We start from the raw sequence: 24,052 nt of genomic DNA, 5'->3' as shown, positions 1-24,052 counted from the left end.
GACAGCGATGCTGACCGATCTGAACTCGACGAACGGCACCACCGTGAACGACCTTCAGGTCAGCGCGTGGGAACTCGCCAACGGCGATCGGATCCGTGTGGGACATTCCGACATCACCGTCCGCTTCCAGTAGGCGGGACCCGCATTAAGATGCTGTCGGGGGATCAACGCATCCCCCGGCAGTTGACTGCATCCAGGCGACCGCCCGGATGTCGATGTTCTTCGTGAGGGAGGTGACACGCAGGTGCAGGGCATCCTGTTGCAGGTGACCCGTTTCGGGTTCCTCATCTTGTTGTGGCTGTTCGTCTACGCCATCATTCGCACCATGCGCAGCGACCTCTCGGCTGCCACCAGCGGTCGGATCCCGATCGGCTCGAGCCGATCCGATCGCCGCGCACGCACCTCACGCTCTCGCGGATCGGCCAAGTATCTGGTCGTCACCGCCGGCGCCCTCGCGAACACCCGCATCACCCTCGGCGCGCAGCCCGTCCTCATCGGTCGCGCCGACGACTCGACGCTCGTCCTCACCGACGATTATGCGTCCGAACGCCACGCCCGACTGTCGCCACGCGGCGACGACTGGTACGTCGAAGACCTCGGCTCCACCAACGGCACATATCTCGACCGCGCCAAAGTGACCACCGCCGTCCGCGCCCCGATCAACACCCCGATCCGGGTCGGCAAGACCGTGATTGAGCTACGCCCGTGACACTCGTCCTGCGCTACATAGCGCGAAGCGACCGCGGGCTCGTGCGGTCGAACAACGAAGACTCCGTCTATGCGGGTGCACGCCTGTTGGCGCTCGCGGACGGCATGGGCGGCCACGCGGCAGGCGAGGTCGCGAGCCAACTGGTGATCCAAGCTCTGCGCGGACTCGACGACGACGAACCCGGCGGCGACCTCCTCGACGCCCTCGGTCGCGCCACCGCTGTCGGCAATGCGGCGATCGCCCACCAGGTGGAGCAGACGCCCGAACTCGAGGGCATGGGCACAACGCTCACCGCGATCCTCTTCGCAGGCAGTCGGCTCGGCCTGTGCCACGTCGGCGACTCCCGCGGCTACCTGCATCGCGACGGCGACCTCACCCAGATCACGCGCGATGACACCTTTGTTCAGAGTCTCGTCGACGAAGGTCGCATCACCGCCGAACAGGCCCACTCACACCCGCAACGGTCGCTCATCATGCGCGCCCTCACCGGGCAGGAAGTGGAGCCGACTCTCATCATGCGCGAGGCGCGGGCAGGCGACCGCTACCTCCTGTGCAGTGATGGTCTCTCGGACGTCGTCAGCGAAGAGACCCTCGCCGACACGCTCGGCGGCATCGACGACCATCGCGAATGCGCTGACCGTCTCATCGAGCTGGCACTGCGCAGCGGCGGACCCGACAACGTGACCGTCGTCGTCGCCGACGTCGTCGACGACCAGTACGGCGAATCGCGTCCCATCCTCGGCGGCGCTGCCGGGGACGACGACCAGGACGGGTACGTTCCCGACCCGACGACCGCCGCGGGCCGTGCGGCCGCCCTGCGTCCGCCTGCGCCGGCGACAGCTCGACCCACCATCACTGCGGACGCCGACGAATCCGAACGGAAACGCGGCTGGGGCTGGCCGCTTGCCATCATCGGCGTACTGGTGGTGATCGCCGCGCTCGTGGCCGCCTTCTTCGTCGTCCGCTCGCAAGCGATGAACAGCAACTTCGTCACCGTGAACGACGACGGCGCCGTGGAGATCCACCACGGCACACCCGACAAACTCCTGTTCTTCACCGTCGAATCGCCCAATCAACGGGCCTGCGTCGACGACGCGTCTGCCGAGGAGCCCTCCGTCAGCTTCGTCGACGCCGACACCGACTGCTCCCCCATGCTGGTCGACGATCTCACCGAGATCAGCCGCAACACCGTCGAGTCGCAGAGCATCAAGAACCTCTCACTGCAGGCAACGCAGGAACGGATCGAGAACGAACTCCAGTTCCTACCGCTGTGCGCTCCTCCCGCTCCCGCGCCGAAACCTGGCGACACCGACAAGCCCAAGGACGACAAGCCGGGCGATAACAAGCCGACCACCACCACACAGGCGCCGGCACCCACGACCGACGCCGACGGCCAGCCCCTCTGCCGGGAGGCCGGATGACGTCGACTCCCGCTGGGCACGCACCCCCGACGACACGACCGGCCAACACGGGCCGCACCACAGAGGTGGTGCTGCTCGGCTTCGCCGTGGCGATCGTCACCGTCGCCTTGATCATCGTCGAACTGGCCCAAGGCGATCCGTTGACCTGGGAAGTCGCCAAGTTCGTCGCCGCGTTCGCGGCCATGTGCGCGGCGGCGCACCTGGTGGTGCGCTACTTCGCTCCGTACGCCGATCCGCTACTGCTGCCCGCCGTCGCGACCCTCAACGGTCTCGGCCTGGTGATGATCCATCGCCTCGACCTCGGTTCGGCGCGCGCCGACGAACTCCTCAAAGAGACCGAGCGCACACACAACGCCGACCAGCAGCTGCTCTGGATGTTCATCGGCATCGTGCTGTTCGCGCTCCTGGTGGCGCTGCTGCGCGACCACCGTGCGCTGGCGCGCTACGCGTACACGCTGGGCCTGGGCGGGCTGGTGTTCCTCGCGATCCCGGCGATCTTGCCGTCGTCGATGTCGGAGATCAACGGCTCCAAGATCTGGATCCGCGCGGGCTTCTTCAACATTCAGCCCGGCGAGTTCTCGAAGATCCTCATCATCATCTTCACCGCGTCATTCCTCGTGTCCCGCCGTGACCTGTTCACCACGGCGGGCAAACAGTTCGCCGGCATCGACTTCCCGCGCGCCCGCGACCTCGGGCCGCTGATCGCGGCATGGGCGATCGCCGTCGGCGTGCTCGCCTTCGAATCCGATCTCGGCACGTCGCTGCTGATCTTCGTGACGGTGCTGACCATGCTGTACGTCGCCACCGGGCGCGCGAGTTGGCTGATGCTCGGGATCACGCTGTTCGCGCTGGCCGCTGTCATCGCCTACCAACTCTTCTTCCATCTCCAGATGCGCGTCGCCGTATGGCGCGACCCGTTCGAGCAATACGACACGTACGGGTATCAGGTGGCGCAGAGCATGTTCGGGTTCGCCACCGGCGGCATGTTCGGGACCGGCCTCGGGTCCGGACGCCCCAACATCGTCCCGTTCGCGAACACCGACTTCATCCTGACCAGCTTCGGCGAGGAGGTCGGGCTGGTCGGCATCACCGCGATCGTCCTCATCTACCTGATCCTGGTGATCCGCGGTCTCCGCACCGCGATCGCCGTCCGCGACAGCTTCGGCAAGCTGCTCGCGGCCGGCCTCTCGTTCACCATCGTGTTCCAGCTGTTCGTCGTGTTCGGCGGCGTCTCGAAGCTGATTCCGCTGACGGGTCTGACGACGCCGTTCATCGCCTACGGCGGTTCGTCGCTGCTCGCCAACTATCTGCTGCTCGCCCTGCTCATCCGCATCTCCAACGCGGCCCGCGAACCCGACGCTCCCAAACGCAAACCCAAGCGCAGCGTCGACGCGATGGCCACCCAGGTGGTGCAGCGCTGATGAACAAACCCATCCAACGCGTCGCGATCGCCGCGATCGTCCTGGTGATCGCCCTGCTCGCCAATGCCACCTACCTGCAGGTGTTCAAGGCCGACGCCCTGCGCAGCGACTCCCGCAACTCGCGGGTACTGCTCGACGAGTACTCCCGTCAGCGCGGTGTCATCGTCGCCTCCGACGGCACGGTGATCGCCGAGTCGGTGGCCACCGACAACAAGTTCAAGTACCTCCGCAAGTACCCGACCGATCCGCGGGCCTTCGCCCCGGTCACCGGCTACTTCTCGTTCGTGTACCGCGCCGACCGCGGCATCGAGGCCGCCGAGGACTCAGTGCTCAACGGCAACGACGACCGGTTGTTCACCCAGCGGTTCATGGACATGTTCTCCGGACGTGACCCACGTGGCGGCAACGTCGTCACGACCGTCGACCCACGACTCCAGCGCACCGCCTACCGGGAGCTGGCGAACGCCGACTGCGACGGACCGTGTCGAGGATCGGTCGTCGCCATCGAACCCGGCACCGGCAAGATCCTGGCGATGGCCTCCTCGCCCAGCTACGACCCGAACGCGATCGCCACTCAGGACTTCGCCGAGGCAGAGAAGGCGTGGACGTCGATGACCGACGACTCGGCCGACTCACCGCTGGTCAACCGAGCGATCTCCGCCCTGTACCCGCCCGGTTCTACGTTCAAGGTGGTCTCGACGGCAACCGCGTTGAACGCCGGGCTCGGTGCCGACACCCGACTCACCCCCTCGTCGCGCTGGCAGCTGCCTGACAGCGGCACCTACCTCTCGAACGACTCCGGGTCGACGTGTCCCGGATCGTCGAACGGCACCGTCACGCTGACGCAGGCGTTCGAGTACTCGTGCAACACCGCGTTCGCGCAACTACTCACCGAGAAGGTCCCCGGCGACAAGCCCGAGCAATTCACGTCCACTGCGAAGACGTTCGGCGTCGGCGAAGACCCGGCGGGCGTCCCGATGCCGGTCGCGAAGAGCTCAGTCGGCGACATCGACAACGACCTCGCCGCGCTCGGCCAGTCGGCGATCGGTCAGCGCGACGTGCGGCTCACCGTGTTGGAAAACGCGGTGATCGCGGCGACCGTCGCCAACGGTGGCGCGCGGATGCGGCCGTACCTCGTCGACAAGTTGCAAACGGCCGACCTGCGGACCATCGCGACGACGTCGCCGACGACCCTCAACCGTCCGTTGACCGCCGATCAGGCCAACACCCTCACCGACATGATGATCAAGTCGGAGCAGAACACGGCGGGCTCGCAGCCGGGTATCGCGTCGAAGACCGGTACCGCCGAACACTCGGACAGTGCCGAAGGCGGGGAGACGCCGTACGCCTGGTACATCGCGTTCTCGCCGGGCACCAACAAACGCATCGCGGTGGCAGTAATGCTCGAGAACGGCGCTCAGGGACAGAACTCTTACGGCGGCACGGTTGCCGCCCCGATTGGACGTGCAGTGATGAACGCATATACGGGAGGTGGCCGATGAGCCTGCAGAACGGGACCATCATCGCCGACCGGTACCGCCTGGTCCGGTTGATCGCGACCGGCGGCATGGGACAGGTGTGGGAGGCGCTCGACACCCGTCTCGGACGTCGCGTCGCCGTCAAAGTCCTCAAGGCCGAGTACTCGAGCGACTCCGAGTTCCTCGCGCGTTTCCGCACGGAAGCGCAGACGACGGCTCGCCTGAACGACCCGGGCATCGCGAACGTCTTCGACTACGGCGAGACACCCGACCGCAACGGCGGCGACCCGCTGGCCTACCTCGTCATGGAACTCGTCGACGGCGAGCCGCTCAACTCCGTGATCAGCCGGATGGGCCAGTTGGCGCTATCGCACACCCTCGACATGCTCGAGCAGACCGGACGCGCCCTGCAGGCCGCGCACACGGCCGGCCTCGTGCACCGCGACGTGAAGCCCGGCAACATCCTGATCACGCCGACCGGACAGGTGAAGATCACCGACTTCGGCATCGCCAAGGCCGTCGACTCGGCCCCGGTGACCCAGACCGGCAGGGTGATGGGCACCGCCCAGTACATCTCGCCCGAACAGGCGATGGGCGGCGAGGCGACGGCCGCGTCGGACGTGTACGCGCTCGGCGTCGTCGGATACGAAGCGCTCACCGGACGTCGTCCGTTCCTCGGCGACGGTGCGATCACCGTCGCGATGAAGCACATCCAGGACACTCCGCCGCCGCTGCCGTCGTCGATTCCCGCTCCGGTACGCGAGCTCATCGACATCACGCTGTCGAAGGATCCCGCGCAGCGGTACGCGACGGGCGGCGAGTTCGCCGATGCCGTCGCCGCTGTCCGGGCCGGGCACCGTCCGCCGCGTCCGCGGACTGCGGGCGGGGTGGCCGCCCCCGTCGCCGCCCCGAGTGCCACCCGAGCGATGACCTCGCCGACACCCGCGCCGGTGTCGCGACCCATGACGTCCCCGTCACCTGCACCGACGCCGGACAACGACAGCGGGTGGAGCACCACGCACAAGGTCTTGACCGCTGTTGCCGTCCTCTTGCTCCTGGCAGCGATCGGCCTGGTCGCGTGGTGGATCACCAGCAGTCCGAAGGATCCGGTCGAACCCCGGAACTCGACTCCGGTCACCGTCACGCAGACGCAACAGCCGCAGGAGACCCAGACCACCGAGGAGGAGACGACACCGACGTCGACCGAGGAGGAGACGTCGACGACAGACGAGGACACGACCACGCCGACCGAGGACACGACCACGCCCACGGACGAAGAGACGACACCGTCGCAGAGCGACGGCATCGAAGTGTTACCCGGTGTCACGATCCCCACTAGATGAGGCGAGAAGATGTGAGCGACTTCGATCCGCACTACCTCTCCGAGCGCTACGAGCTCGGTGAGACGCTCGGCTTCGGCGGCATGTCCGAAGTCCAATACGCGCGTGACCTCCTGCTGCATCGGGACGTCGCGATCAAAGTGCTGCGCGCCGATCTGGCTCGCGATCCGTCGTTCTATCTGCGTTTCCGGCGCGAGGCCCAGAATGCGGCCAAGCTGACCCACCCGTCGATCGTCCAGGTCTTCGACACCGGAGAAGCCGACACCGGCGAAGGCCCGCTGCCGTTCATCGTGATGGAGTACGTCGACGGCGATACGCTCCGCGACATCCTGCGCGCCACCGACTCGGGTGTGATCGCACCCAAGCAGGCGATGACATGGATGGCCGATGTCGCCGCCGCGATGGATTTCTCCCACCGCGCGAACATCGTCCACCGCGATATGAAGCCGGCCAACGTGATGATCGACCGCACCGGTGCGGTCAAGGTGATGGACTTCGGCATCGCGCGCGCCATGGACGACACGTCGGCGACCATGACGCAGACGTCCGCCGTGATGGGCACCGCTCAGTACCTGTCGCCCGAACAGGCCCGCGGCATCAAGGTCGACCCTCGCAGCGACATCTATTCGATGGGCTGCGTGCTCTTCGAGCTCGTCACCGGCGAGCCTCCGTTCACCGGCGACTCGCCGATCGCCGTCGCCCACCAGCACGTGCACGAGGACCCGCGACGTCCGTCGACGGTCCGGCCCGAGCTGTCGCCCGAACTGGACTCCATCGTCATGCAGGCGATGAGCAAGAACCCCGCCAACCGCTACCAGACGGCGGCCGACTTCCGATCCGACCTGATCAAGGTCCTGGCCGGCGGCAAGCCGTCGGCGCCGATGCTGCTGACCGACCAGGAGCAGACCGACCTCATCGAGTCGACGCAGAACTCCGCTCGTAACGAGCAGGCCCCGTCCCGCCGCAACAGCCACCGACTGTCGGAGGTGATGGAGGACGATTCGACACCACTGCATCGTCGTAAGCCGTTCATCATGGTGGTGGCTCTGCTGCTGATCGCCGCCCTCGTCGGGGGCCTCCTCGCGTGGGCTCCGTGGAGTAGTGGGGACGAGCAGCCGACAGTCGCCGTTCCGAAGGTCGCAGGGCTGACCGCCGAGGCCGCGAAGGCCAACTTGCAGCAGACCGGGTTCACCGTCAAGGAGCAACGCGAGTCGAGCTCGGAGATCACCGAAGGCCTCGCGACCAGGACTGTCCCCGGGGACGACGTTCCGACCCCCGAGGGTTCGGAGGTCACGCTCTACATTTCGTCCGGACCACAGCGGACCGCTGTGCCCGATCTCCGAGGTAAGACGGAGAAGGACGCACGCAAGCTGCTCCAGACGCGAGGCTTCAAGACCATCAAGACCGAGAAGGTTGAGTCGACGACGGCACTCGAAGGCAAGATCGTCCGGACCACCCCCCAGACGAACTCGACCGTGGCCGTCACCAGCACCGTCGTCCTGTACATCGGCACCGGGCCGAGCGAGGTCACGATCCCCGATCTGGTCGGCCAGAACGAGGGCGAGGTGACCACGGCGCTCGAGCAGATGCAGTTGGAAGTGGTGACCGTACAAGCCGACTCCGAACTCCCGGAAGGCCAGGTGGTCAGCACGTCGCCCGACGCAGGCACCTCGGTCCGGGTCGGCACAACCGTCCAGGTAGTAGTCTCGCGCGGCAACCAGTTCACGGTGCCCGACCTGCGCGGTAAGACGCCCGATCAGGCGCAGGCCGCGCTCGTCTCCGCCGGTTGGGATCCCAACACGATCAACATCACCGAGCGCAAGGTTCCGCTCGGCAACCGCGACGACGGCCGCGTCATGTCCCAACGCCCGGCCGCCGGCAGCAAGCTCCGTAAGAGCGAGTCGGTGTCGGTGGTCGTCGGTAAGGAATCGCTGTTCTGATCTGCTGGCTGATCGAGCGGGTTTCCGACCACGCTGATCGAGCGGGTTTCCGACCACGCTGATCGAGCGGAGTCGAGATCGTTTGTGGCGGGATCTCGACTCCGCTCGACCAACGGGTAGGCACGAAACGCCGTCACATGCGTAGGGGTCTCGACTTCGCTCAACCAGCGACCGGCGGACGCTGGCCTTACGCGCCGAGCGCCTTCGCCATCTCGCTCTCTAGCTGAGCGATGCGCTCTTCCGGGACCTGAAGGCCGCACACCCGGAGCCAGTTGGCGAGCATGCGGTGACCGCCCTCGGTGAGGACGCTCTCGGGGTGGAATTGGACGCCCGAGATCGGCAGGTCGCGGTGCTCGAACGCCATGACGACGCCGGTGTCGGTGGTTCCGGTGACGATCAACTCGTCGGGAATCGTCGCCGGGTCCACGGTCAGCGAATGGTATCGAGTGGCGACGAACGGGTCGGACAGTCCCGCGAGCACGCCTGCTCCGTTGTGGTGGACGAGCGAGGTCTTGCCGTGCAGCAGTTCCGGAGCGCGCCCGACGGTCGCGCCGAACACCTCGCCGATCGCCTGGTGGCCGAGGCACACGCCGAGCAGCGGGGTGCCCGCAGCACCGGCGATCGGGATGATCGGCTCGGTGGCGCCAGCGCGGTCGGGCGTCCCGGGACCCGGGCTCAACAAGATCCCGTCGAAATCGGCGACGACGGCTTCCAGGTCGTCGAGCTGATCGTCGTCGTTGCGCCAGACGACGGCCTCGACACCGAGCTGGCCGAGGTACTGGACCAGGTTGTAGACGAAGCTGTCGTAGTTGTCGATGACGAGGATGCGCACCGCTAAAGGTTATCGTTTTGGCTGCTGGCGGTGCAGCTGGGATACCGTGGAGGGTATGCCGAAGTCAAAAGTCCGGAAGAAGACCGACTACACGGTCAACAGTGCGAGCCGCACCCCGGTGAAGGTCAAAGCGGGCCCGTCGGGCGTCCTCTACCAGTCCGTCATGTTCGGCCTGATGCTTATCGGCCTGCTATGGCTGCTCGTCTACTACTTGGGCGCCACGCAGGACACCTTCGGAGCCGAGGGCAAGTTCCTGCACTGGATGTCCGAGCTGGGCCCGTGGAACATGCTCATCGGGTTCGGAATCATGGTGGTCGGACTGCTCATGACGATGGGTTGGCGCTGACCGGAGTTTCTCCACAGTGGGGAAATCACATGTGTGTAATTCATCCCCACTGTGCATAACTCCTGGGGATAACTCTGTGAGAACTGTGCAGAAGGAATGGTCGTCGCCGGTCACCGCCGGTATCGCTCTCGTCGTCGGCGGCGTCGCCTTGGCGGCAGCCGCGGCCGCGTCGTATGCAGACCCGGCGGCCACGGTGTTCCTGGCCGTCGCAGCGGTCGGTGTGCTCGTCGCCGGTGTCGTCATGCTGATCCGCCGACCGCGTCTGGCTCTGAGTGCTGGGCCGACGCTTACCGTTCGGACGTTGACGGGGCGCATCGTATTGACGCTCGACGACGTGGAGCGCGTGTCGACGCTACGTACCCGCAGGCTGGCGGCGCACAGCCGCCAACTGATGATCGACCTGCCCGACGATCGGTTGTTGGTCTTCGGGCGGTGGGACCTCGGGGCGGACCCCCGCGCCGTCGCCGACGAACTCGCCGACGCCGGATTCCGGGTCGAGGAGCGTTAGCACCGCTATACGCTCGCGCCGAGCCCGATGCCCGCACCGATGGCCAGAGCGACCACGGCGAGCACGATCAATCCGTACCAACCGATCCGGTCGACAGCGGCCTGCGTGCGTTTGATCGGAGGCAGAATCGCCGTCGGTAACCAGACGACGACTGCTGCGGACGCGGCGCCGAACACGAGTCCGCCGAGGTGACCGAGTATCGAGACGTTCGGGACGGTCACCGAGAACAAGATGTTCACCACGATGATCACGATGACCGTGGTGAGCGGCGCCTTGAGTCTCACGAGAATGACGAACAGGGCGCCCATCAGACCGTAGATGGCGCCCGACGCGCCCGCGGTCAGCGTCGGCTCCTGCTGCAAGGCCATGATGGCAGCACTTCCGCCGAGGAGCCCGACCAGATAGATCGCAAGATAGCGGGCGCGTCCGAGCACGCGCTCGAGGTCGGCACCGATGATGTACAGCGAAAACATGTTGAGCGCCAGGTGCGGCACGCTCTGGTGCAGGAAGCCCGACGTCAACAGACGCCAGTACTGGTTGTCGAATCCCCCGCCGTTGACCAGCACGCCGTTGGTGTAGATCGTCGACGACAGGAGATCCCGGGTACCCGTGCCGCCTGCCTGCAGCATGACGGCGCCGAAGACGAGGACGTTGATCGCGATCAACGTGTACGTGACGACGGGCTTGGAGTCTCGCCGCGCGACGGTCGGAGCCGTCCCACGCTGGGCGGCGTTCGCCTGCGCGACACAGTCGACGCAGTGTTGTCCCACCGATGCAGGACGTAGGCACTCCGGACACGCCGACCGCCCGCACCGCGTGCAGGAGAGCGCGGTGGGGCGGTCGGGATGCCGGTAGCAGACCTGGTTCAACAGGTGCTCCCGAGTTGTTTCAGGAGAGCTCGACGCTCTCGATGACGACGTCCTCGACCGGACGGTCGCCCGGCCCGGTCTTGGTGGCGCCGATGGCGTCGACGACGGCCTGCGACGCAGCGTCCTTGACCTCACCGAAGATCGTGTGGCGACGGTTCAGGTGCGGGGTCGGACCGACGGTGATGAAGAACTGCGAGCCGTTGGTGCCCGGTCCGGCGTTGGCCATCGCGAGCAGGTACGGACGATCGAACTGCAGCTCGGGGTGGAACTCGTCCTCGAACTTGTAGCCCGGTCCGCCGCGGCCGGTGCCCGTCGGGTCGCCGCCCTGGAGCATGAAGCCCGAGATCACGCGGTGGAAGATCGCGCCGTCGTAGAACGGGCCGCTGGACTCGCCCTTGGCGTTGGTAGTGGAGTACTCCTTCGAGCCGTCGGCGAGTCCGACGAAGTTCGCCACGGTCTTCGGAGCGTGGTTCGGAAAGAGTTCGATGACGATGTCGCCGCGATTGGTGTGCAGGGTCGCGGTCTTGTTCTGCTCACTCACGCTCTCCATACAACCACGTCTGTACGACATCGCGCCGCTGCTGCTCGTAACGGGGCGAGCGGAGCGAGGGAAATCGTGCTAACCGCCACGTCCCCGGGACCTGGCGTGTCCCGGTTTCACCTGGCAACCTGGAAGGATGCGCCAAAAACTTCTCGTCGCCGCGGGTGCGGTTCTCGTGTTCCTGCTGACCGCCGGCGTCATCGTGTTGCGGCGTGCGCGCACCGAGCACCCGCCCGTCTCGCCGATCATTCCACGGGTCGACGCGCCATCGTCCGATGCCGATGACGTCCAAGCAGGTAGTTTGTAGGCGTGACGACCGACGATCCACGCCCCAGCACACCGCCCGCGAACAGTGGGCCGGTGCCGTCGCACCGTGCTGTCCCGCGGCCCTCGCCGCCGTCGGCTCCTAACACCGGTGAGACGCCCCGGCCGTCGGGTTCTCCGGCATCCGGGCCGCCTGCGTCCGGACCGTTCTCGTCGCGACCTGGCCCGTCAGGTCCCCCACAGTCGGGTCCCCCGGTTTCCGGGCCCGCTGCCTCGCGACCCCCGACTCCGAGAGCACCTGCTTCGGGCTCGGGGCCGACGCCTCCCCGGCACACGCCGCGCCAGCCTCCGCGTCCACCGGCTACGCCTTCCATGCCGCCGCGGCGGCCGAACGACGCGCCGTCGGACGCTTCGAGCTCCGAGCCTCGGCGACTCGCCTATTCGGCCGTTCCCGATCCGAGTCCGCTGTCGGGGCGCCCCCAGCCGCCGTCGGGACAAACGCCCAACCGGTCGGGCCAGAGTCGACCTCCCGTCGGTGGTTCCGCGGCCGGCACTACGCCGACCGGCAATCGGCCGTCGAACAGTTCACAGACGTCCCGTCCTTCCGTGACGGACCCAGCCGCCAAGGAGAACCCTGTGGCCACCTCCTCCGCGTCTCCGCGCTCGGCCATGTCTCGCCGATCTTCCGCCGCGTCGAACGACACCGTCAACGTCGTCGCGATCGTCGCCCTGGTCCTGTCCGGACTGGGTATCACGTCGCCGTTCGGCATCTGGCTCGGATACCGCTCGCGCAACGAGATCGACGCCGACGGTGGCGTCGGCCGCGAGTTCGCGAGTGCCGCGATCATCGTCGGCTGGCTCTGGATCGTCTTCCTGGTCCTCGGCATCATCGCCTACCTGTGGATTCTCATCTGAGCGGCGCTCCGAGCCCCGACGCGGTCGGCAGCGCTAGAGGCGGCGCGCGAAGAAGCGGTCGAACGCGTGCCACTGGGCGGCGTTCATATCGGTGTGCGAGCCGTTGCCGACGACGGTGGTGAACGGCACGCGGTTCAGGGCGAAGTCGGCCGCGAGTTTCGCGTGCAGCGGTGACGGCACGGTCGTGTCGAGCGTGTTCAGGAGCAGTAGGATCGGCTCGTCGTAGCCGCTGACCGGGACCGCCATGTAGCGGTGGAGCGCCGACGTCATCTGCGGAGTGGTCAACGGTCGCGACAGCAGCGATCCGAAGGCGAGGTCCGCGGGAAGTTCAGGACCGTCGCACGTCTTTCCGACTTGGTCGACGAGGTGCTTGCCGTACGGGGTGAGGTACGAGTTCACGTGCGCGCCCGGATCGGCCTGTCGAAGGCCGGCCAGCGTCGCGAGGAGGAATCCGTAGGAGCCGTCGATCGGTGCCGGCAGCGTCGGGACGTACGGGCCGAGGAATGGCATGATCTTCTCGACGTCCGACTCGGGGTCGATCGCGACCGCCCCACGGAAGTCCGTTTCGGGGCCGTAAGACTTCTGCCGGTGGGCCGTGGCGAGCGCGGCCTGTCCGCCCTGCGAGTCGCCGGTCACCGCCCACTTCTTCGACAGTGAATTATCGAGCGTCCGCGCGGCCGTGACCAGGTCGATGGTCGCCGACGATTCGCTTCGCGTGTTCAGGTACGGGTGGACACCGACGTCGTCGTGTCCGAGCCCCACATAGTCTGGTGCGACGACGGCGTACCCGTTCCCGACCAACCTCGTGATGTAGCGATTGGCTTCCGCATCGGCGAAGCTCTGTCCACCGCAACCGGTTCCGTAGCCCGACGTGCCGTGTGTGTACGCGACGATCGGCCAGCCGCCCGCGGGTGCTCGTCCGGTCGGCACGAAGACGGCGCCGCTCGTCCGGACCGGACGACCCTGTGGGTCCTGCGTCCAGTAGTCGACGGCACGACCGTTCGACAGCCCACGCCAGCCGTCGGGTCGCACCGTCATCGAGATGAGGGAGCCGTGACTGTTGCTCTCGGCCATTGTGATCGGCGGCGACACCGCCGGAGCGACAAGTAGCGCAGACGCCGCTATTCCGATGAGAAGCCGTCGTACCGGAAACACCGCGCACCCCTCTCGTAGACCGTGGAGATGACAGTACGCCGTCGTACCGACGATTTCGCCGGGAACGTGTTGTCCGAGAAGAGGTGCGCGGCTTGTAGGTCACATGCCGACGGCGCCGCCGCCCTTGCGCCAGACCGCGACGACGGACGGACGCGGCTGGGAATTGCCTCCGTCGGGCCAGTGCGAGTACGGGCGGTCGGCCGAGTAGTCGTCCTCCTCGCCGGGATGCTGGACGCAGACGATGACACGCTTGTCGTCGATGATCGGCCCGCAGGTCTCCGCACCCCGCGGAACCGTGAGGAACTGCTTGGTCTCGCCGCGGCGATCCCCTTCGAGCGCTACCGCGAACAGGCCGTCGTTGCTTTTGAGGGCATTGCCGTCAGTGGAGATCCACAGGTTGCCGTGCGGATCGAACGCGACGTTGTCCGGGCACGAGATCGGGCTGACCTTCGTCTTGTCGAAGCCGCCGTAGTACGTGTCGGCGGCCTTCGGATCGCCGGCAACGAGCAGAAGATCCCAGGTGAACGACTCGCCAGCGTGGTCGTCAGTCATCTCGAGGATCTGACCGTTCTTGTTCTCGTTACGCGGGTTGGCGGCCGTCGGCCCCTCTTCGCCGTCGACGCCGCGGTCGTCGTTGTTCGTGAGCGCGCAGTACACCTTGCCGGTGACCGGATGCGGCTCGATGTCCTCGGGACGGTCCATCTTGGTCGCGCCTGCCTTGTCGGCCGCCTCCCGCGTGAACACGGCGACCTCGGCCGCCGTCATCCCCTTGATGTGCGACTGCGCCGAACCGTCGGCCGCGACGGTCATCAGCTTGTGCCATTTCCCGCTGCCCGCGGCGCCATCGGTCGTGACCGGCTTGTCGCTGGAGAACGATGCGACGTACAGGGTTCCCTCGGTGAGGATCCCCATGTTGTGCCGCTTGTCGCCCTCCTTGATCTTGCGGCTCGACACGAACTTGTAGATGTACTCGAACTTCTCGTCGTCGCCCGTGTAGGCGACCACGGTGCCGGCGTTCGGTCCGTCCTTGACCACATGGATGGTGGCCGACTCGTGCTTGAGGCGCCCCAGCGCTGATTGCTTGAGCGGTGTGCTGTTCGGGTCGGTCGGGTCGACCTCGACGACGTAGCCGAAGCGGTTGGCCTCGTTGGGGTCCTTCGCCAGGTCGAAGCGCGTCTCGTACTTTCCCCACTGGTGATAGTCGGCGTCGTCCTCGAAGCCGTAGCGCTTGAGGTGCGCTTCCGCCGCTTTGTCGGTCACCTTGCTCGCGTTGGAGAAATAGTTGTTGTAGTTCTCCTCGCCCGAGAGCATGGTGCCCCACGGCGTGATGCCGCCCGAGCAGTTGGCGATGGTGCCTGCGATCGTGTTGCCCGCTCGGTCGGCGGTGGTCTTCACGAGCTCGGTGCCTGCGGCGGGACCGGTCAGCCGGAACGGCGTACTCGCGGTGATACGACGATTACGCGGTCCGACGACGGGCGTCAGCGAGCCGTCCTTGTCAGATGCCTTCACCTCGAGGACGGTGATGCCGTGCGCGGCCATCGAGATGCGCGCCTGCTCCTGCGTCGGTTCCTTCTCCTTGTAGCCGCGGAACATGAACTCCTCGGTCGTGTACTCCTGGTTCACGACGAGATAGAAGCTGCCGTCCTGGCCTGCGATCGGGATGAGACCCGCGAAGTCGTTGTTGAAGCCGAACTGCTTCGACTGCGCATCCGCTGTCTGGTGCTCGAAGTCGAAGTCGGGCGCGCCCGGCAGGACCGGGTCGCCCCAGCGGATGACCACCTTCTGGTCGTAGCCGTTGGGAATGCGCAGAGCGTCGTCGGTATTGGGTGCAACGATGTCGAACTTCATGCCGTCGACGGGGCCGCTTCCCGACCCGGTTGACGACGGCGCGCCGCTCGAGCTGGCTCCATCGTCACCGCACGCTGCAAGGAGCGAGGTGGCCCCTACGGCGAGCACGGCGCCCGCGCTCCCCCGCAGGACCGTCCGGCGCGAGAGCGCCGTCCGCGCGACATCACGGAAGTACTCGTTGTCGCTGGTGTTGCCCGGCTCGTGCCAGCACGCCTCACCGCACTTATAACGGCAGGTGACGCGTGCGCGGGCCGAGCGGCCCACGTCGTCTCCACCAATGGTGAATAGCTGCAACGGGATACGCATGTAGTCGCCTTCGGTCTAGGTTTCTCATCCGCGGGCTGAGCGGATACGCCGCAGACGATAGGGAGACTTACCCACGGTTCGTCGTCGTCGGGGTGAACGCGAGACGAACAGGCTGCTGCGGGCAGAAGTCTCACCCATCCGAGTAGTCGACCTGTAGAACGGGCGGTGTCGGCGGTATAGGTGAGAGTTGGACCAGGACACGCCGATGTCCGGCCCGACCGACCGCCTTCATGGAAGGCTGACGTCAGATACATCGACGAGAGGAGCACGTCGTGCACCGACATTCCGCCACCGGAACACGGTTCGCCACGTGCCCGATCGACGTCGACACGTCCACCGGCCGACGCGGTACCTACAGCTACGACGCCTCCAACTACCGCGTCCCGCCCGCTGGAGTCGGATTCCCGCGCACCGCAGACGAAGTCAGCGCGACGCTGGCGTGGTGCCACACCGAGAACGTGACCGTGTCGGTACGCGGCGGCGGCACCTCGATGGCGGGCAACGCAGTCGGCGAAGGACTCGTCCTCGACCTTTCGCGGCACATGAACGGGATTCTCGACATCGACGACGACGCGCACACCGCGACGGTGCAGCCCGGAGTCGTCCTCGCGCAGTTGGCCTACGCGGTCGAGCGGCACACCGATGGTGCGATGACCTTCGCGCCCGATCCATCGTCGAAGTCGCGGGCGACCGTCGGCGGATCGGTCGCCAACGACGCGTGCGGCAACCATTCGGTGCGCTACGGCCGGACCACCGACCACGTTGTCGCCCTCGACCTCGTGCTCGCGGACGGCACACGCGCCACCGCCACCCGATCGGGTGTGCAGGCGACCGACCCCACCGATGCCTCGGCCGTCGCGCGGGCGGCACAGCTGACCGCTGAGCTCGCCGACCTCACGCGCGACCACATGGCTGCGCTGCGCACCGAGCTCGGTCGCATCCCCCGCCAGGTATCCGGATATCACTTGTCACATCTGTTGCCGGAGAACGGATTCGACGTCGCTCGGGCGCTGGTCGGCAGCGAAGGCACCTGCGCGGTGGTCGTCGCCGCGACCGTTTCGATTGTCGATGTGCCGCCATCGGCGCTGCTGTTGATCCTCGGGTACGAGAACGTCGTCGACGCCGCCCGCGATGTACCCGACATTCTGAAGTGGTCGCCGTCCGCGGTCGAAGGCATCGACGAACTGATCGTCGACACGATGCGCGCCCGACGGGGAGCTGACTCGGTGGCCGCGCTGCCGCCCGGCCACGCATGGCTGTATGTCGAGCTCGACGGCAACAGCCCCGAACAGGTGTCCGCGTCCGCCGACCGTCTGCTCACCGCCCTGCGCGGCAACCGGCGGGTGCTCGACGGCGCGGTCATCACCGATCCGGTGGTTCGCAAGGGACTGTGGCGAGTCCGCGAGGACGGTGCGGGCCTGTCGTCCCGACTGCCGCTGCCCGACGGCGGCTCCGTCACGTCATGGCCCGGCTGGGAAGACTCCGCGGTGGCACCGGAGAACCTCGCCGACTACCTGGCCGACTTCACCGAACTGCTCGCCGAGCACGATCTGATCGGTGTCATGTACGGCCATTTCGGTGCGGGCTGCATGCACATCCGCATCACATTCGACCAAGTCACCGCCGAGGGCCGTGCGGTGATGACCCAGTTCCTCGACGCCGCGGCCCGGCTCGTCGTCCGCCACGGCGGGACACTGTCGGGCGAGCACGGTGACGGGCGAGCGCGCTCGGGTCTGCTGCCGATCATGTACTCGCCGGAGATGATGTCGGCATTCGCCCGTTTCAAAACGGTATTCGACCCGGACGGCCTGCTCAATCCGGGGATCATGGTGTCCCCCGTCCAACCGGTCGCCGACCTCGCGTTGGCCGGAGTGCCCGTCCTCCCATGGCAGACGAGCTTCGAGCTCGGTACGCCCGACGCACAACCGGGTCAGGGGTTCGTCGACGCGGTGCAGTCGTGCATCGGCGTCGGACGGTGCCGATCGCACAGTGGCGGCGTGATGTGTCCGAGCTTCCGCGCCACCGGCGACGAGAAGGATTCGACGCGCGGGCGTGCCCGGGCACTGCAGGAGATGATCCGCGGCGCTGCGACCGTCGAGGACGGGTGGCGGTCCGACGACGTGCGCGAGGTCCTCGACCTCTGTCTCTCGTGCAAGGCATGCGCATCGGACTGTCCGACGGGCGTCGACATGGCGACCTACAAGTCGGAGTTCTTCGACCACTACTACCGGGGGCGACGCCGACCGGCCGCCCACTATTCGCTCGGCTGGCTGCCCCGTTGGCTGGTGATCACGTCACGGACCGCACCGTTGGTGAACGCGGCGTTGAAGTCCCCGCTCCGCGCGGCAGCGTTGAAGGCCGGCGGTCTGACCACCGAACGCGACCTGCCGTCGTTCGCGTCGCGACGCGCGCTGACGAAAATCCTCGCGCGTCCCGCGCCCGCGGCCGACGCCGATGTCGTGTTAATGATCGACTCGTTCACCAAGGGCTTCCGCCCTGACGTCGCAGGCGCGGCGCGGCGCGTCGTCGAAGACGCGGGGCACTGCGCACAGACGCGTACCGACGTGTGTTGCGGCCTCACCTGGATCTCGACCGGTCAGCTCGGTCAGGCCAAGAAACGGCTGCGGCGGGCCGCCGCAGCACTCGACGACGGCACCGACCGCCCGATCGTCGTCACCGAGCCGAGTTGTGCGGCCACCATGCGCAAGGACCTGCCCGAGCTCGTGCCCACCGAGGCCGCCGCGCGCGTCGCTAAACGGATCCGGAGCTTCGCCGAGCAGGTCAGCGTCCAGGCCGCCGCCGGATGGCAGCCCGCCCATGAGGTCCCCGACGACGTCGTCGTGCAGACGCACTGCCACGAGTACTCCGTGTTCGGCGCCCCCACACAGCAACGGGCATTGAAAGCGGTCGGCGTGTCACATATTCACGAAGCGACCGGATGTTGCGGCGTCGCAGGGAATTTCGGGTTCGAGGCCGATCACTACCAGACAAGCATGACCGTGGCTGAGCAAGCGCTCGCCCCAGCTCTGCGCGAGCACAACGGTGCACCGGTCCTCACCGACGGCTTCAGCTGTCAGATGCAGGTCCGGCAGCTGACCGGCGAGACCTCGACGCATCTCGCTCAGATGCTCGACCCGTCACCCGAGCCGGACGACTGACTCCTACTTGCCCAGGAACTCTCCGAGCTGTGTCACCATGAGTTCGGCTCCGATCGGGCCCAGGCCCAGGAACCAGACACCGTCGTCGACGCGGAACGATCGGTTGTCTCGGACTCCGGACAACTGCTTCCACGCGGGGCCGGAGACGACATCCGACTCTCCGGTGGCGGAGGGTTCGCCGTAACTGGAGTAGAAGATGTAGTCACCGTCGGCCTTGCCGATGTTCTCGCGCGAGATCTCGACGGCGAGTTCGTTGACGTCCTGGATCTTGGGACGTGCTAGGCCTGCATCTTTGAGGACGACGCCCGCGAACGACTTGTTCGCGTACAGCCGCAGCTTGCCAGGCATGAAGCGGACGAGGGATATCGTGGTCGCGGGATCGACCTTGTCCTTGAGCGCCTTCGCGTTGTCGGAGTACTGGTTCAGAACGTCGACGGCTTCCTTCTCCTTACCGAGCGCATCCGCGGTGAGAAGGAAGTTCTCTTTCCACGGAAACCCGGGGCGGATCGACAGGACGGTCGGAGCCACCTGACTGAGCTGGTCGTACAGTTTGTCCACGCGCAGCTGGCTGCCGAGGATCAGATCGGGTTTGAGCGTCGCGATCTTCTCGATGTTGACGTTCTGGATGGTGCCGACCGTCTCGACGCCCTTCACCTTGTCGACCAGGTACGACGGTGTCGGTTCGGCGCCTTCGGTGGTGACCATGCCGACCGGCGTGACGCCGAGAGCGAGTACCTCGTCGAGCTCGCCCGTGTCCAGGACGACGATGCGCGCGGGCGCCTTCTCCAGTTGCGTGGTGCCCGCCGCGTGCGTGATCGTACGCGGAAACACACCCGGTTGAGCATCCGTGCCCAGCTTCGCGGTGTCGGCGTCCGCGGTGCCGAACCGTTCGCCGTCCAGCGCGACGTCAGTGTTCCCGGTTCCGGAATCGGTGTCGTCAGAGGCGCAAGCGGGAACTGCCACGGCCAGCCCCGCAATCATCAGGATCGCCACCAAACGGCGGAAACGTCCGGCGTAAGCCATGGGGGAGCTACTTTCTCGAAGCTAATTACTTTGGGAAGCCTCACGCTAGCAAGGGGTGGCTCCCCCCATGGCTACGGTCGTTTATCCGGCGCGATCATCGCAGGGGTGACTACAGCGTCGCCGTATCGATGACGAAGCGGTAGCGGACGTCGCTGGCGAGGACCCGCTCGTAGGCGTCGTTGATCTTCTCGGCCGCGATGAGCTCGGTCTCCGGTGCGATGCCGTGCTCGGCGCAGAAGTCGAGCATCTCCTGGGTCTCCTTGATGCCGCCGATGCTCGAACCCGCGAACGACCGCCGGTTGGCGAATAGCGAGAACACACGCATCGCGACCGGCTCGGGCGGCGCACCGACGTTCACCCACACACCGTCGAGCCGCAGCAGCTTGACGTAGTCATCGAAGTCGAGTGCGGCGCTCACCGTGTTGATGACGAGGTCGAACGAGTTGCGCAGGGACTTGAGCGTCTCCGGGTCGCTGGTCGCGTAGTAGTCCTTGGCACCGAACGCGAGACCGTCGTCCTTCTTGGACAGGGTCTGCGACAGCACGGTCACCTCAGCGCCCATCGCGGCCGCGATTTTGACGGCCATGTGGCCGAGACCGCCCATACCGACGACGGCGACGCGCTTGCCTGGTCCGGCATTCCAGTGTGCGAGAGGCGAATACGTGGTGATTCCGGCGCAGAGCAGCGGTGCGGCCGCCTCGTACGGGATCGATTCGGGGACGCGCAGGACGAAGTCCTTGTCGACCACGACGTGCGTCGAGTAGCCGCCCTGGGTGATGGTGCCGTCTCGGTCGACGGCAGCGTACGTGCCGATGTTCCCGTTGAGGCAGTACTGCTCCATACCTGCTTTACAGTTCTCGCATTCGCGGCACGAGTTGACCATGCAGCCGACTCCGACGCGGTCGCCGACGGCGAACTCGGTCACGTCGGAGCCGATCTCGGCGACCTCGCCGACGATCTCGTGACCGACGACCTGCGGGTAAGTGACGGAGGACCATTCTTCGCGAACGGTGTGGATGTCCGAGTGGCAGATGCCCGAGTACCGGATGGCGATCAGGACGTCGGTCGCTCCGACGTCACGACGTTCGATGGTGGTCGGGACGAGCGGCTCGGTGGCGGACGTTGCGGCGTAAGCCTTTACAGTCAGCAAATTCTCTCCTGAATCAAACTGGTGGAGTCTGTGGGGGGCGTCGGCGTCGGACTTCGGGAGATGATCGGGCGTGCAAGCGAAGTCTCGCGGCGGTGGCGACGTCCCTTATCGATCGTACTCATGCATGAGCACGCATGCGCTGACGCGAACATCACAGCGCATAGTGGAGCGATCGAGGAATACGCAGCGGTGCACCTGATGCGCGAGTCCTCGCGACTGAGCCAGCTACGTCAGGCCGATGGCGGGACCCAGCCGCCGAGGTGCTGTTCGATTTCCAGCGCCGCGGCGATCGTCACGTGGTCGTTGCCCGGTGCGCCGACGACCTGGGTACCGAGCGGAAGTCTACGACGGTCGAGGCCGCGATGTGCTCTTCGACGGCTCGGCGGGAGATGAGCCGACCGGACCGGATTGCCACAGCGAACTCGAGAGCCGAGGCTGCCGTGACGGTCCCATCATCGGGCCAGGTCGAGGCGTCATCGGCGGCGCGGGGCGGTCGCATCGCTAGACCGTAACAGCGCTGCTCACTGCGCATGCATACAGAATCAGTTACGAGGCGTCGCCATTTCGGATATGCGCGAGCGCATCGCGACGCTGGGTGATCCAAGTGCGCATCGTGTTCACCTCCGTCGCGAGCTTCTCGGCCGTCGTCTCCTCACTTGCCGGGATCGTCGATGCGAGGTGATCCAACGTGTCAGCCGCCGTCGAGTTCCCGTATGTCCCGTCGTACAACCTCCAGTACGCGTCGTCGTAGGTCGACGTGAACTCCTCCGACGCCGTGAAGCGCGTCTTCAATTCATTGCCGCCACGCATGCCGCCGGGCTTGTCGCCGCCAGGCGGTCCGCCGCCATTGCGGCCGCCGCCGGGACCGCCCATCTCGATCGCGTCGTGCGGTCCTGCGTCCGCGGCGCCCTGCATGGCGAGGTTCAGATCCCAGGAGATCACCGACAGCTTCTTGGACTCCAAGTCGTACCAGAGGTAATAGTTCTGCCCCGGCCCCGACATGTCGTCCATATTCGACAGCAGGTTCTGGGTGGCCAGATACTCGGCGAACGAGTCGACGTCCACCCAGTCGGCCAAGTGCTTGTCGAACTCGGCATCGTCGGCCGACTTCATCCACTTCAGGAACTTGATGATTGGTTCGAGGTTCCCATTGCCGTCCGAGTTGATCTGCTTGAACTGGTCCGAATAGGAGGACTGGTCGTCGTCGACGTATTCGAATCGCGACGATGCGTCCGCCTTGAACAGATAGCCGTCCGAGTCGGTCAGCGAGTCCGCGTAGCCGGCGTCCGGGTGCTCCAACAGCAGACGCGTGGTGGTTCTGCTGTCGTTTACCGAGTACACGGTGTACGTGTAGCGCTGGGTTGGCTGTCCGGTCGCTTCGGTCAGCGAAAGTGCCATCGCCTCGTTCAGAACCGGCGATCCAGGGCGTACCGACAACTGCGTCATGCCCTGATACGCCCGGCCCTGCGCGTTCTTGTCGAAGCTGATCAGCAGCGGGAGCGACGCGGGATCGTCGGCCGACAAGGTGGTGAGTCCGCCCGGGCCTCCGGGCATCGGCATGCCTCGTCCCTGTATTTGTTGTCCCTGTACTTGTTGTCCCTGTACTTGTTGTCCCTGTTCCGGTGCTCCCCGTCCCGGCATCTGGGGTCGGTTCTGGCGCGTCTCGGCAGACGGCTCGGCTCCAGACGGCATCCCCATCCCACCGGGGCCCTTACGGCCTCCGCTGCGAAGACTCATCAGCGTCGAGTTGCCCTTCAGGCGTACACCGACATCGTCGACGACAGTCCCGTCGATCGTTGCGTCGGCGGAGATCCACTTCTTTTCGCCGTCCTTCGCGTATGCCTCCATCATATCGCCGTACTCCGCGTCGGAGATCTTCAGCGAGAATTCGTGATCGACGGAGTCGTCGAACAGGTCGACGGTGCCCACGATGTCGTCGGTCACGTCCGAGCTGATCACCCGCTCGTCCCCGCTGATCAGAGGTCGGACCGTCATGGTCCCCATCGTCACGATCACGACGGCGGCGAAGACGACGAGTGCCAAGGGCCACTTCCAGTGCCGACGGATCCGCGTGGGGATCCGATGGCGGAGTCGGCGGCGCGGGGTGGACACGTCGCGCGACGCCATCACAGATCTGTCTGGTCGTAACCGGTGAGAACGGTGACACGTTGCCCGGAGTTGACGTCGTTCAGCGCCGACACGAGATCCCCCGACTTACGCCCCTTCTTGAGTTGCGCGGTGAAGTACAGCTCATTGAGCGCTCCTGCCCGCACCGATTCGGTGGACACCAGCTCGTGCTCGGAACAGAACTCGATCAGCACGTCCTCGACGCGTGCGGCGTACGCCTGCTCCGGAGGGACCTGGACCTTGACGACCTGTCGCTGGACGTCGAGCTTGTACCAGTTCATCTTGCTCATCACGATGAGCACCAGGCAGATGGTCACCGTCGCCGCGATCGCCAACACGTAGAAGCGTGTGCCGGTAGTCATACCGACCGCCATCACCAGGAAGATGAATCCGACGTCTCGGGTCTCCTTGATCGCGTTACGGAATCGGACGACCGACAGGGCGCCGACGAGCGCGAACGCTCGGGCGATGTTCGAGCCGACCACGAGCATGATGAGAGCGATCACCATGCCGACCAGTACGAGCGTCTGCACGTACGACTGGCTGTACGACACGTTCTTGTGGGTGAAACGGTAGACCCACCCGATCGTCGCGGAGAGGACGAACGACAGGGCGAGCGCCACGACGATGTCGATAGTGCTGAAAGTGCCACTCAGGTCTTGGAAGTCAAAGTTCACGATTACCTCGGTGTGTGGTTGATT

The 24,052-nt window shown here is 66.1% G+C and carries 22 protein-coding genes; 12 read left to right on the top strand and 10 right to left on the bottom strand.

The genetic code is table 11. The features are described from left to right. The 7 genes from ACTIMF_RS03760 to pknB all read left to right on the top strand — a co-directional run. On the top strand, window positions 1-133 hold a 133-nt coding region (locus tag ACTIMF_RS03760), incomplete at its 5' end, for an FHA domain-containing protein (RefSeq protein ID WP_442348938.1). A 111-nt stretch (window positions 134-244) separates the two neighbouring features. Continuing rightward, window positions 245-709 (top strand): FHA domain-containing protein FhaB/FipA, encoded by a 465-nt coding sequence (locus ACTIMF_RS03755; protein ID WP_442348936.1) that lies wholly within the window; start codon window positions 245-247, stop codon window positions 707-709. Beyond that, window positions 706-2,130 (top strand): protein phosphatase 2C domain-containing protein, encoded by a 1,425-nt coding sequence (locus ACTIMF_RS03750; RefSeq protein ID WP_442348935.1) that lies wholly within the window; start codon window positions 706-708, stop codon window positions 2,128-2,130. The genes ACTIMF_RS03755 and ACTIMF_RS03750 overlap by 4 nt, the downstream gene beginning before the upstream one ends. Continuing rightward, the gene (locus tag ACTIMF_RS03745; protein WP_442348934.1) at window positions 2,127-3,551 is read left to right on the top strand and encodes an FtsW/RodA/SpoVE family cell cycle protein; all 1,425 of its coding nucleotides are present in this window, start codon (window positions 2,127-2,129) and stop codon (window positions 3,549-3,551) included. The genes ACTIMF_RS03750 and ACTIMF_RS03745 overlap by 4 nt, the downstream gene beginning before the upstream one ends. Further along, window positions 3,551-5,053, top strand: a complete 1,503-nt coding sequence (locus ACTIMF_RS03740) for a peptidoglycan D,D-transpeptidase FtsI family protein (RefSeq protein ID WP_442348933.1) — start codon at window positions 3,551-3,553, stop codon at window positions 5,051-5,053. The genes ACTIMF_RS03745 and ACTIMF_RS03740 overlap by 1 nt, the downstream gene beginning before the upstream one ends. Continuing rightward, window positions 5,050-6,372 carry a serine/threonine-protein kinase gene (locus tag ACTIMF_RS03735; RefSeq protein ID WP_442348932.1) on the top strand — a complete coding sequence of 441 codons (1,323 nt, stop codon included), beginning with the start codon at window positions 5,050-5,052 and terminating at the stop codon, window positions 6,370-6,372. The genes ACTIMF_RS03740 and ACTIMF_RS03735 overlap by 4 nt, the downstream gene beginning before the upstream one ends. A gap of 11 nt (window positions 6,373-6,383) precedes the next feature. Continuing rightward, on the top strand, window positions 6,384-8,309 hold the full coding sequence (gene pknB / locus ACTIMF_RS03730) for a Stk1 family PASTA domain-containing Ser/Thr kinase (RefSeq protein WP_442348931.1): 1,926 nt from the start codon (window positions 6,384-6,386) through the stop codon (window positions 8,307-8,309). A gap of 187 nt (window positions 8,310-8,496) precedes the next feature. Here the strand turns inward: pknB and ACTIMF_RS03725 are convergent, their stop codons facing one another. Then, the gene (locus ACTIMF_RS03725; protein WP_442348930.1) at window positions 8,497-9,141 is read right to left on the bottom strand and encodes an aminodeoxychorismate/anthranilate synthase component II; all 645 of its coding nucleotides are present in this window, start codon (window positions 9,139-9,141) and stop codon (window positions 8,497-8,499) included. A 55-nt stretch (window positions 9,142-9,196) separates the two neighbouring features. Here ACTIMF_RS03725 and crgA point away from each other — a divergent pair, with 55 nt between their 5' ends. Beyond that, window positions 9,197-9,487, top strand: a complete 291-nt coding sequence (gene crgA / locus ACTIMF_RS03720) for a cell division protein CrgA (RefSeq protein WP_183369274.1) — start codon at window positions 9,197-9,199, stop codon at window positions 9,485-9,487. Window positions 9,488-9,563: 76 nt separating this feature from the next. Continuing rightward, window positions 9,564-9,995, top strand: coding sequence for a PH domain-containing protein (locus ACTIMF_RS03715; protein WP_442348929.1), 432 nt, complete (start codon window positions 9,564-9,566; stop codon window positions 9,993-9,995). A 5-nt stretch (window positions 9,996-10,000) separates the two neighbouring features. Here the strand turns inward: ACTIMF_RS03715 and ACTIMF_RS03710 are convergent, their stop codons facing one another. After that, complete coding sequence (locus ACTIMF_RS03710) at window positions 10,001-10,765, bottom strand: rhomboid family intramembrane serine protease (RefSeq protein WP_442348928.1); 765 nt, start codon at window positions 10,763-10,765, stop codon at window positions 10,001-10,003. A gap of 118 nt (window positions 10,766-10,883) precedes the next feature. Continuing rightward, window positions 10,884-11,414 carry a peptidylprolyl isomerase gene (locus ACTIMF_RS03705; protein WP_442348927.1) on the bottom strand — a complete coding sequence of 177 codons (531 nt, stop codon included), beginning with the start codon at window positions 11,412-11,414 and terminating at the stop codon, window positions 10,884-10,886. A gap of 127 nt (window positions 11,415-11,541) precedes the next feature. Here ACTIMF_RS03705 and ACTIMF_RS03700 point away from each other — a divergent pair, with 127 nt between their 5' ends. Next, the gene (locus ACTIMF_RS03700; protein WP_442348926.1) at window positions 11,542-11,712 is read left to right on the top strand and encodes a hypothetical protein; all 171 of its coding nucleotides are present in this window, start codon (window positions 11,542-11,544) and stop codon (window positions 11,710-11,712) included. Window positions 11,713-12,275: 563 nt separating this feature from the next. Further along, window positions 12,276-12,584 (top strand): DUF4190 domain-containing protein, encoded by a 309-nt coding sequence (locus ACTIMF_RS03695; protein ID WP_442348925.1) that lies wholly within the window; start codon window positions 12,276-12,278, stop codon window positions 12,582-12,584. Between the two features lie 33 nt (window positions 12,585-12,617). Here the strand turns inward: ACTIMF_RS03695 and ACTIMF_RS03690 are convergent, their stop codons facing one another. Together ACTIMF_RS03690 and ACTIMF_RS03685 are read right to left on the bottom strand one after the other, a co-directional pair. Further along, window positions 12,618-13,739, bottom strand: a complete 1,122-nt coding sequence (locus tag ACTIMF_RS03690; RefSeq protein WP_442348924.1) for an alpha/beta hydrolase family protein — start codon at window positions 13,737-13,739, stop codon at window positions 12,618-12,620. Window positions 13,740-13,838: 99 nt separating this feature from the next. After that, complete coding sequence (locus ACTIMF_RS03685; protein ID WP_442348923.1) at window positions 13,839-15,893, bottom strand: PhoX family protein; 2,055 nt, start codon at window positions 15,891-15,893, stop codon at window positions 13,839-13,841. A 272-nt stretch (window positions 15,894-16,165) separates the two neighbouring features. Here ACTIMF_RS03685 and ACTIMF_RS03680 point away from each other — a divergent pair, with 272 nt between their 5' ends. Then, window positions 16,166-19,051 carry an FAD-binding and (Fe-S)-binding domain-containing protein gene (locus ACTIMF_RS03680; protein WP_442348922.1) on the top strand — a complete coding sequence of 962 codons (2,886 nt, stop codon included), beginning with the start codon at window positions 16,166-16,168 and terminating at the stop codon, window positions 19,049-19,051. Between the two features lie 3 nt (window positions 19,052-19,054). Here the strand turns inward: ACTIMF_RS03680 and ACTIMF_RS03675 are convergent, their stop codons facing one another. From ACTIMF_RS03675 to ACTIMF_RS03655, 5 genes are all read right to left on the bottom strand, one after another. Next, a complete protein-coding gene (locus ACTIMF_RS03675; RefSeq protein WP_442348921.1) occupies window positions 19,055-20,074 on the bottom strand; it encodes an ABC transporter substrate-binding protein in 1,020 nt (339 codons plus the stop codon). A 109-nt stretch (window positions 20,075-20,183) separates the two neighbouring features. Continuing rightward, a complete protein-coding gene (locus tag ACTIMF_RS03670; RefSeq protein WP_442348920.1) occupies window positions 20,184-21,224 on the bottom strand; it encodes an NAD(P)-dependent alcohol dehydrogenase in 1,041 nt (346 codons plus the stop codon). A 292-nt stretch (window positions 21,225-21,516) separates the two neighbouring features. Next, entirely contained in the window at window positions 21,517-21,723 is a 207-nt protein-coding gene (locus tag ACTIMF_RS03665; RefSeq protein WP_442348919.1) for a hypothetical protein, read from the bottom strand. Between the two features lie 47 nt (window positions 21,724-21,770). Continuing rightward, a complete protein-coding gene (locus ACTIMF_RS03660) occupies window positions 21,771-23,351 on the bottom strand; it encodes a CotH kinase family protein (protein WP_442348918.1) in 1,581 nt (526 codons plus the stop codon). Further along, a complete protein-coding gene (locus tag ACTIMF_RS03655) occupies window positions 23,351-24,028 on the bottom strand; it encodes a DUF4956 domain-containing protein (RefSeq protein WP_442348917.1) in 678 nt (225 codons plus the stop codon). The genes ACTIMF_RS03660 and ACTIMF_RS03655 overlap by 1 nt, the downstream gene beginning before the upstream one ends. Window positions 24,029-24,052 lie beyond the last annotated feature (24 nt).

This window comes from Gordonia sp. (in: high G+C Gram-positive bacteria), assembly GCF_052106715.1.
In the GTDB taxonomy this organism is placed as follows: Bacteria; Actinomycetota; Actinomycetes; order Mycobacteriales; family Mycobacteriaceae; genus Gordonia.
This window is presented reverse-complemented; position numbering and strand designations above follow the sequence as displayed.

Excerpts from the sequence above, each read along its gene's own strand:
- crgA (WP_183369274.1), top strand. The coding sequence starts at position 9,197 with ATGCCGAAGTCAAAAGTCCGGAAGAAGACCGACTACACGGTCAACAGT.
- ACTIMF_RS03665 (WP_442348919.1), bottom strand. The coding sequence starts at position 21,723 with ATGCGACCGCCCCGCGCCGCCGATGACGCCTCGACCTGGCCCGATGAT.
- ACTIMF_RS03705 (WP_442348927.1), bottom strand. The coding sequence starts at position 11,414 with ATGGAGAGCGTGAGTGAGCAGAACAAGACCGCGACCCTGCACACCAAT.
- ACTIMF_RS03735 (WP_442348932.1), top strand. The coding sequence starts at position 5,050 with ATGAGCCTGCAGAACGGGACCATCATCGCCGACCGGTACCGCCTGGTC.
- ACTIMF_RS03745 (WP_442348934.1), top strand. The coding sequence starts at position 2,127 with ATGACGTCGACTCCCGCTGGGCACGCACCCCCGACGACACGACCGGCC.
- ACTIMF_RS03700 (WP_442348926.1), top strand. The coding sequence starts at position 11,542 with ATGCGCCAAAAACTTCTCGTCGCCGCGGGTGCGGTTCTCGTGTTCCTG.
- ACTIMF_RS03685 (WP_442348923.1), bottom strand. The coding sequence starts at position 15,893 with ATGCGTATCCCGTTGCAGCTATTCACCATTGGTGGAGACGACGTGGGC.
- ACTIMF_RS03660 (WP_442348918.1), bottom strand. The coding sequence starts at position 23,351 with ATGGCGTCGCGCGACGTGTCCACCCCGCGCCGCCGACTCCGCCATCGG.
- ACTIMF_RS03740 (WP_442348933.1), top strand. The coding sequence starts at position 3,551 with ATGAACAAACCCATCCAACGCGTCGCGATCGCCGCGATCGTCCTGGTG.
- ACTIMF_RS03675 (WP_442348921.1), bottom strand. The coding sequence starts at position 20,074 with ATGGCTTACGCCGGACGTTTCCGCCGTTTGGTGGCGATCCTGATGATT.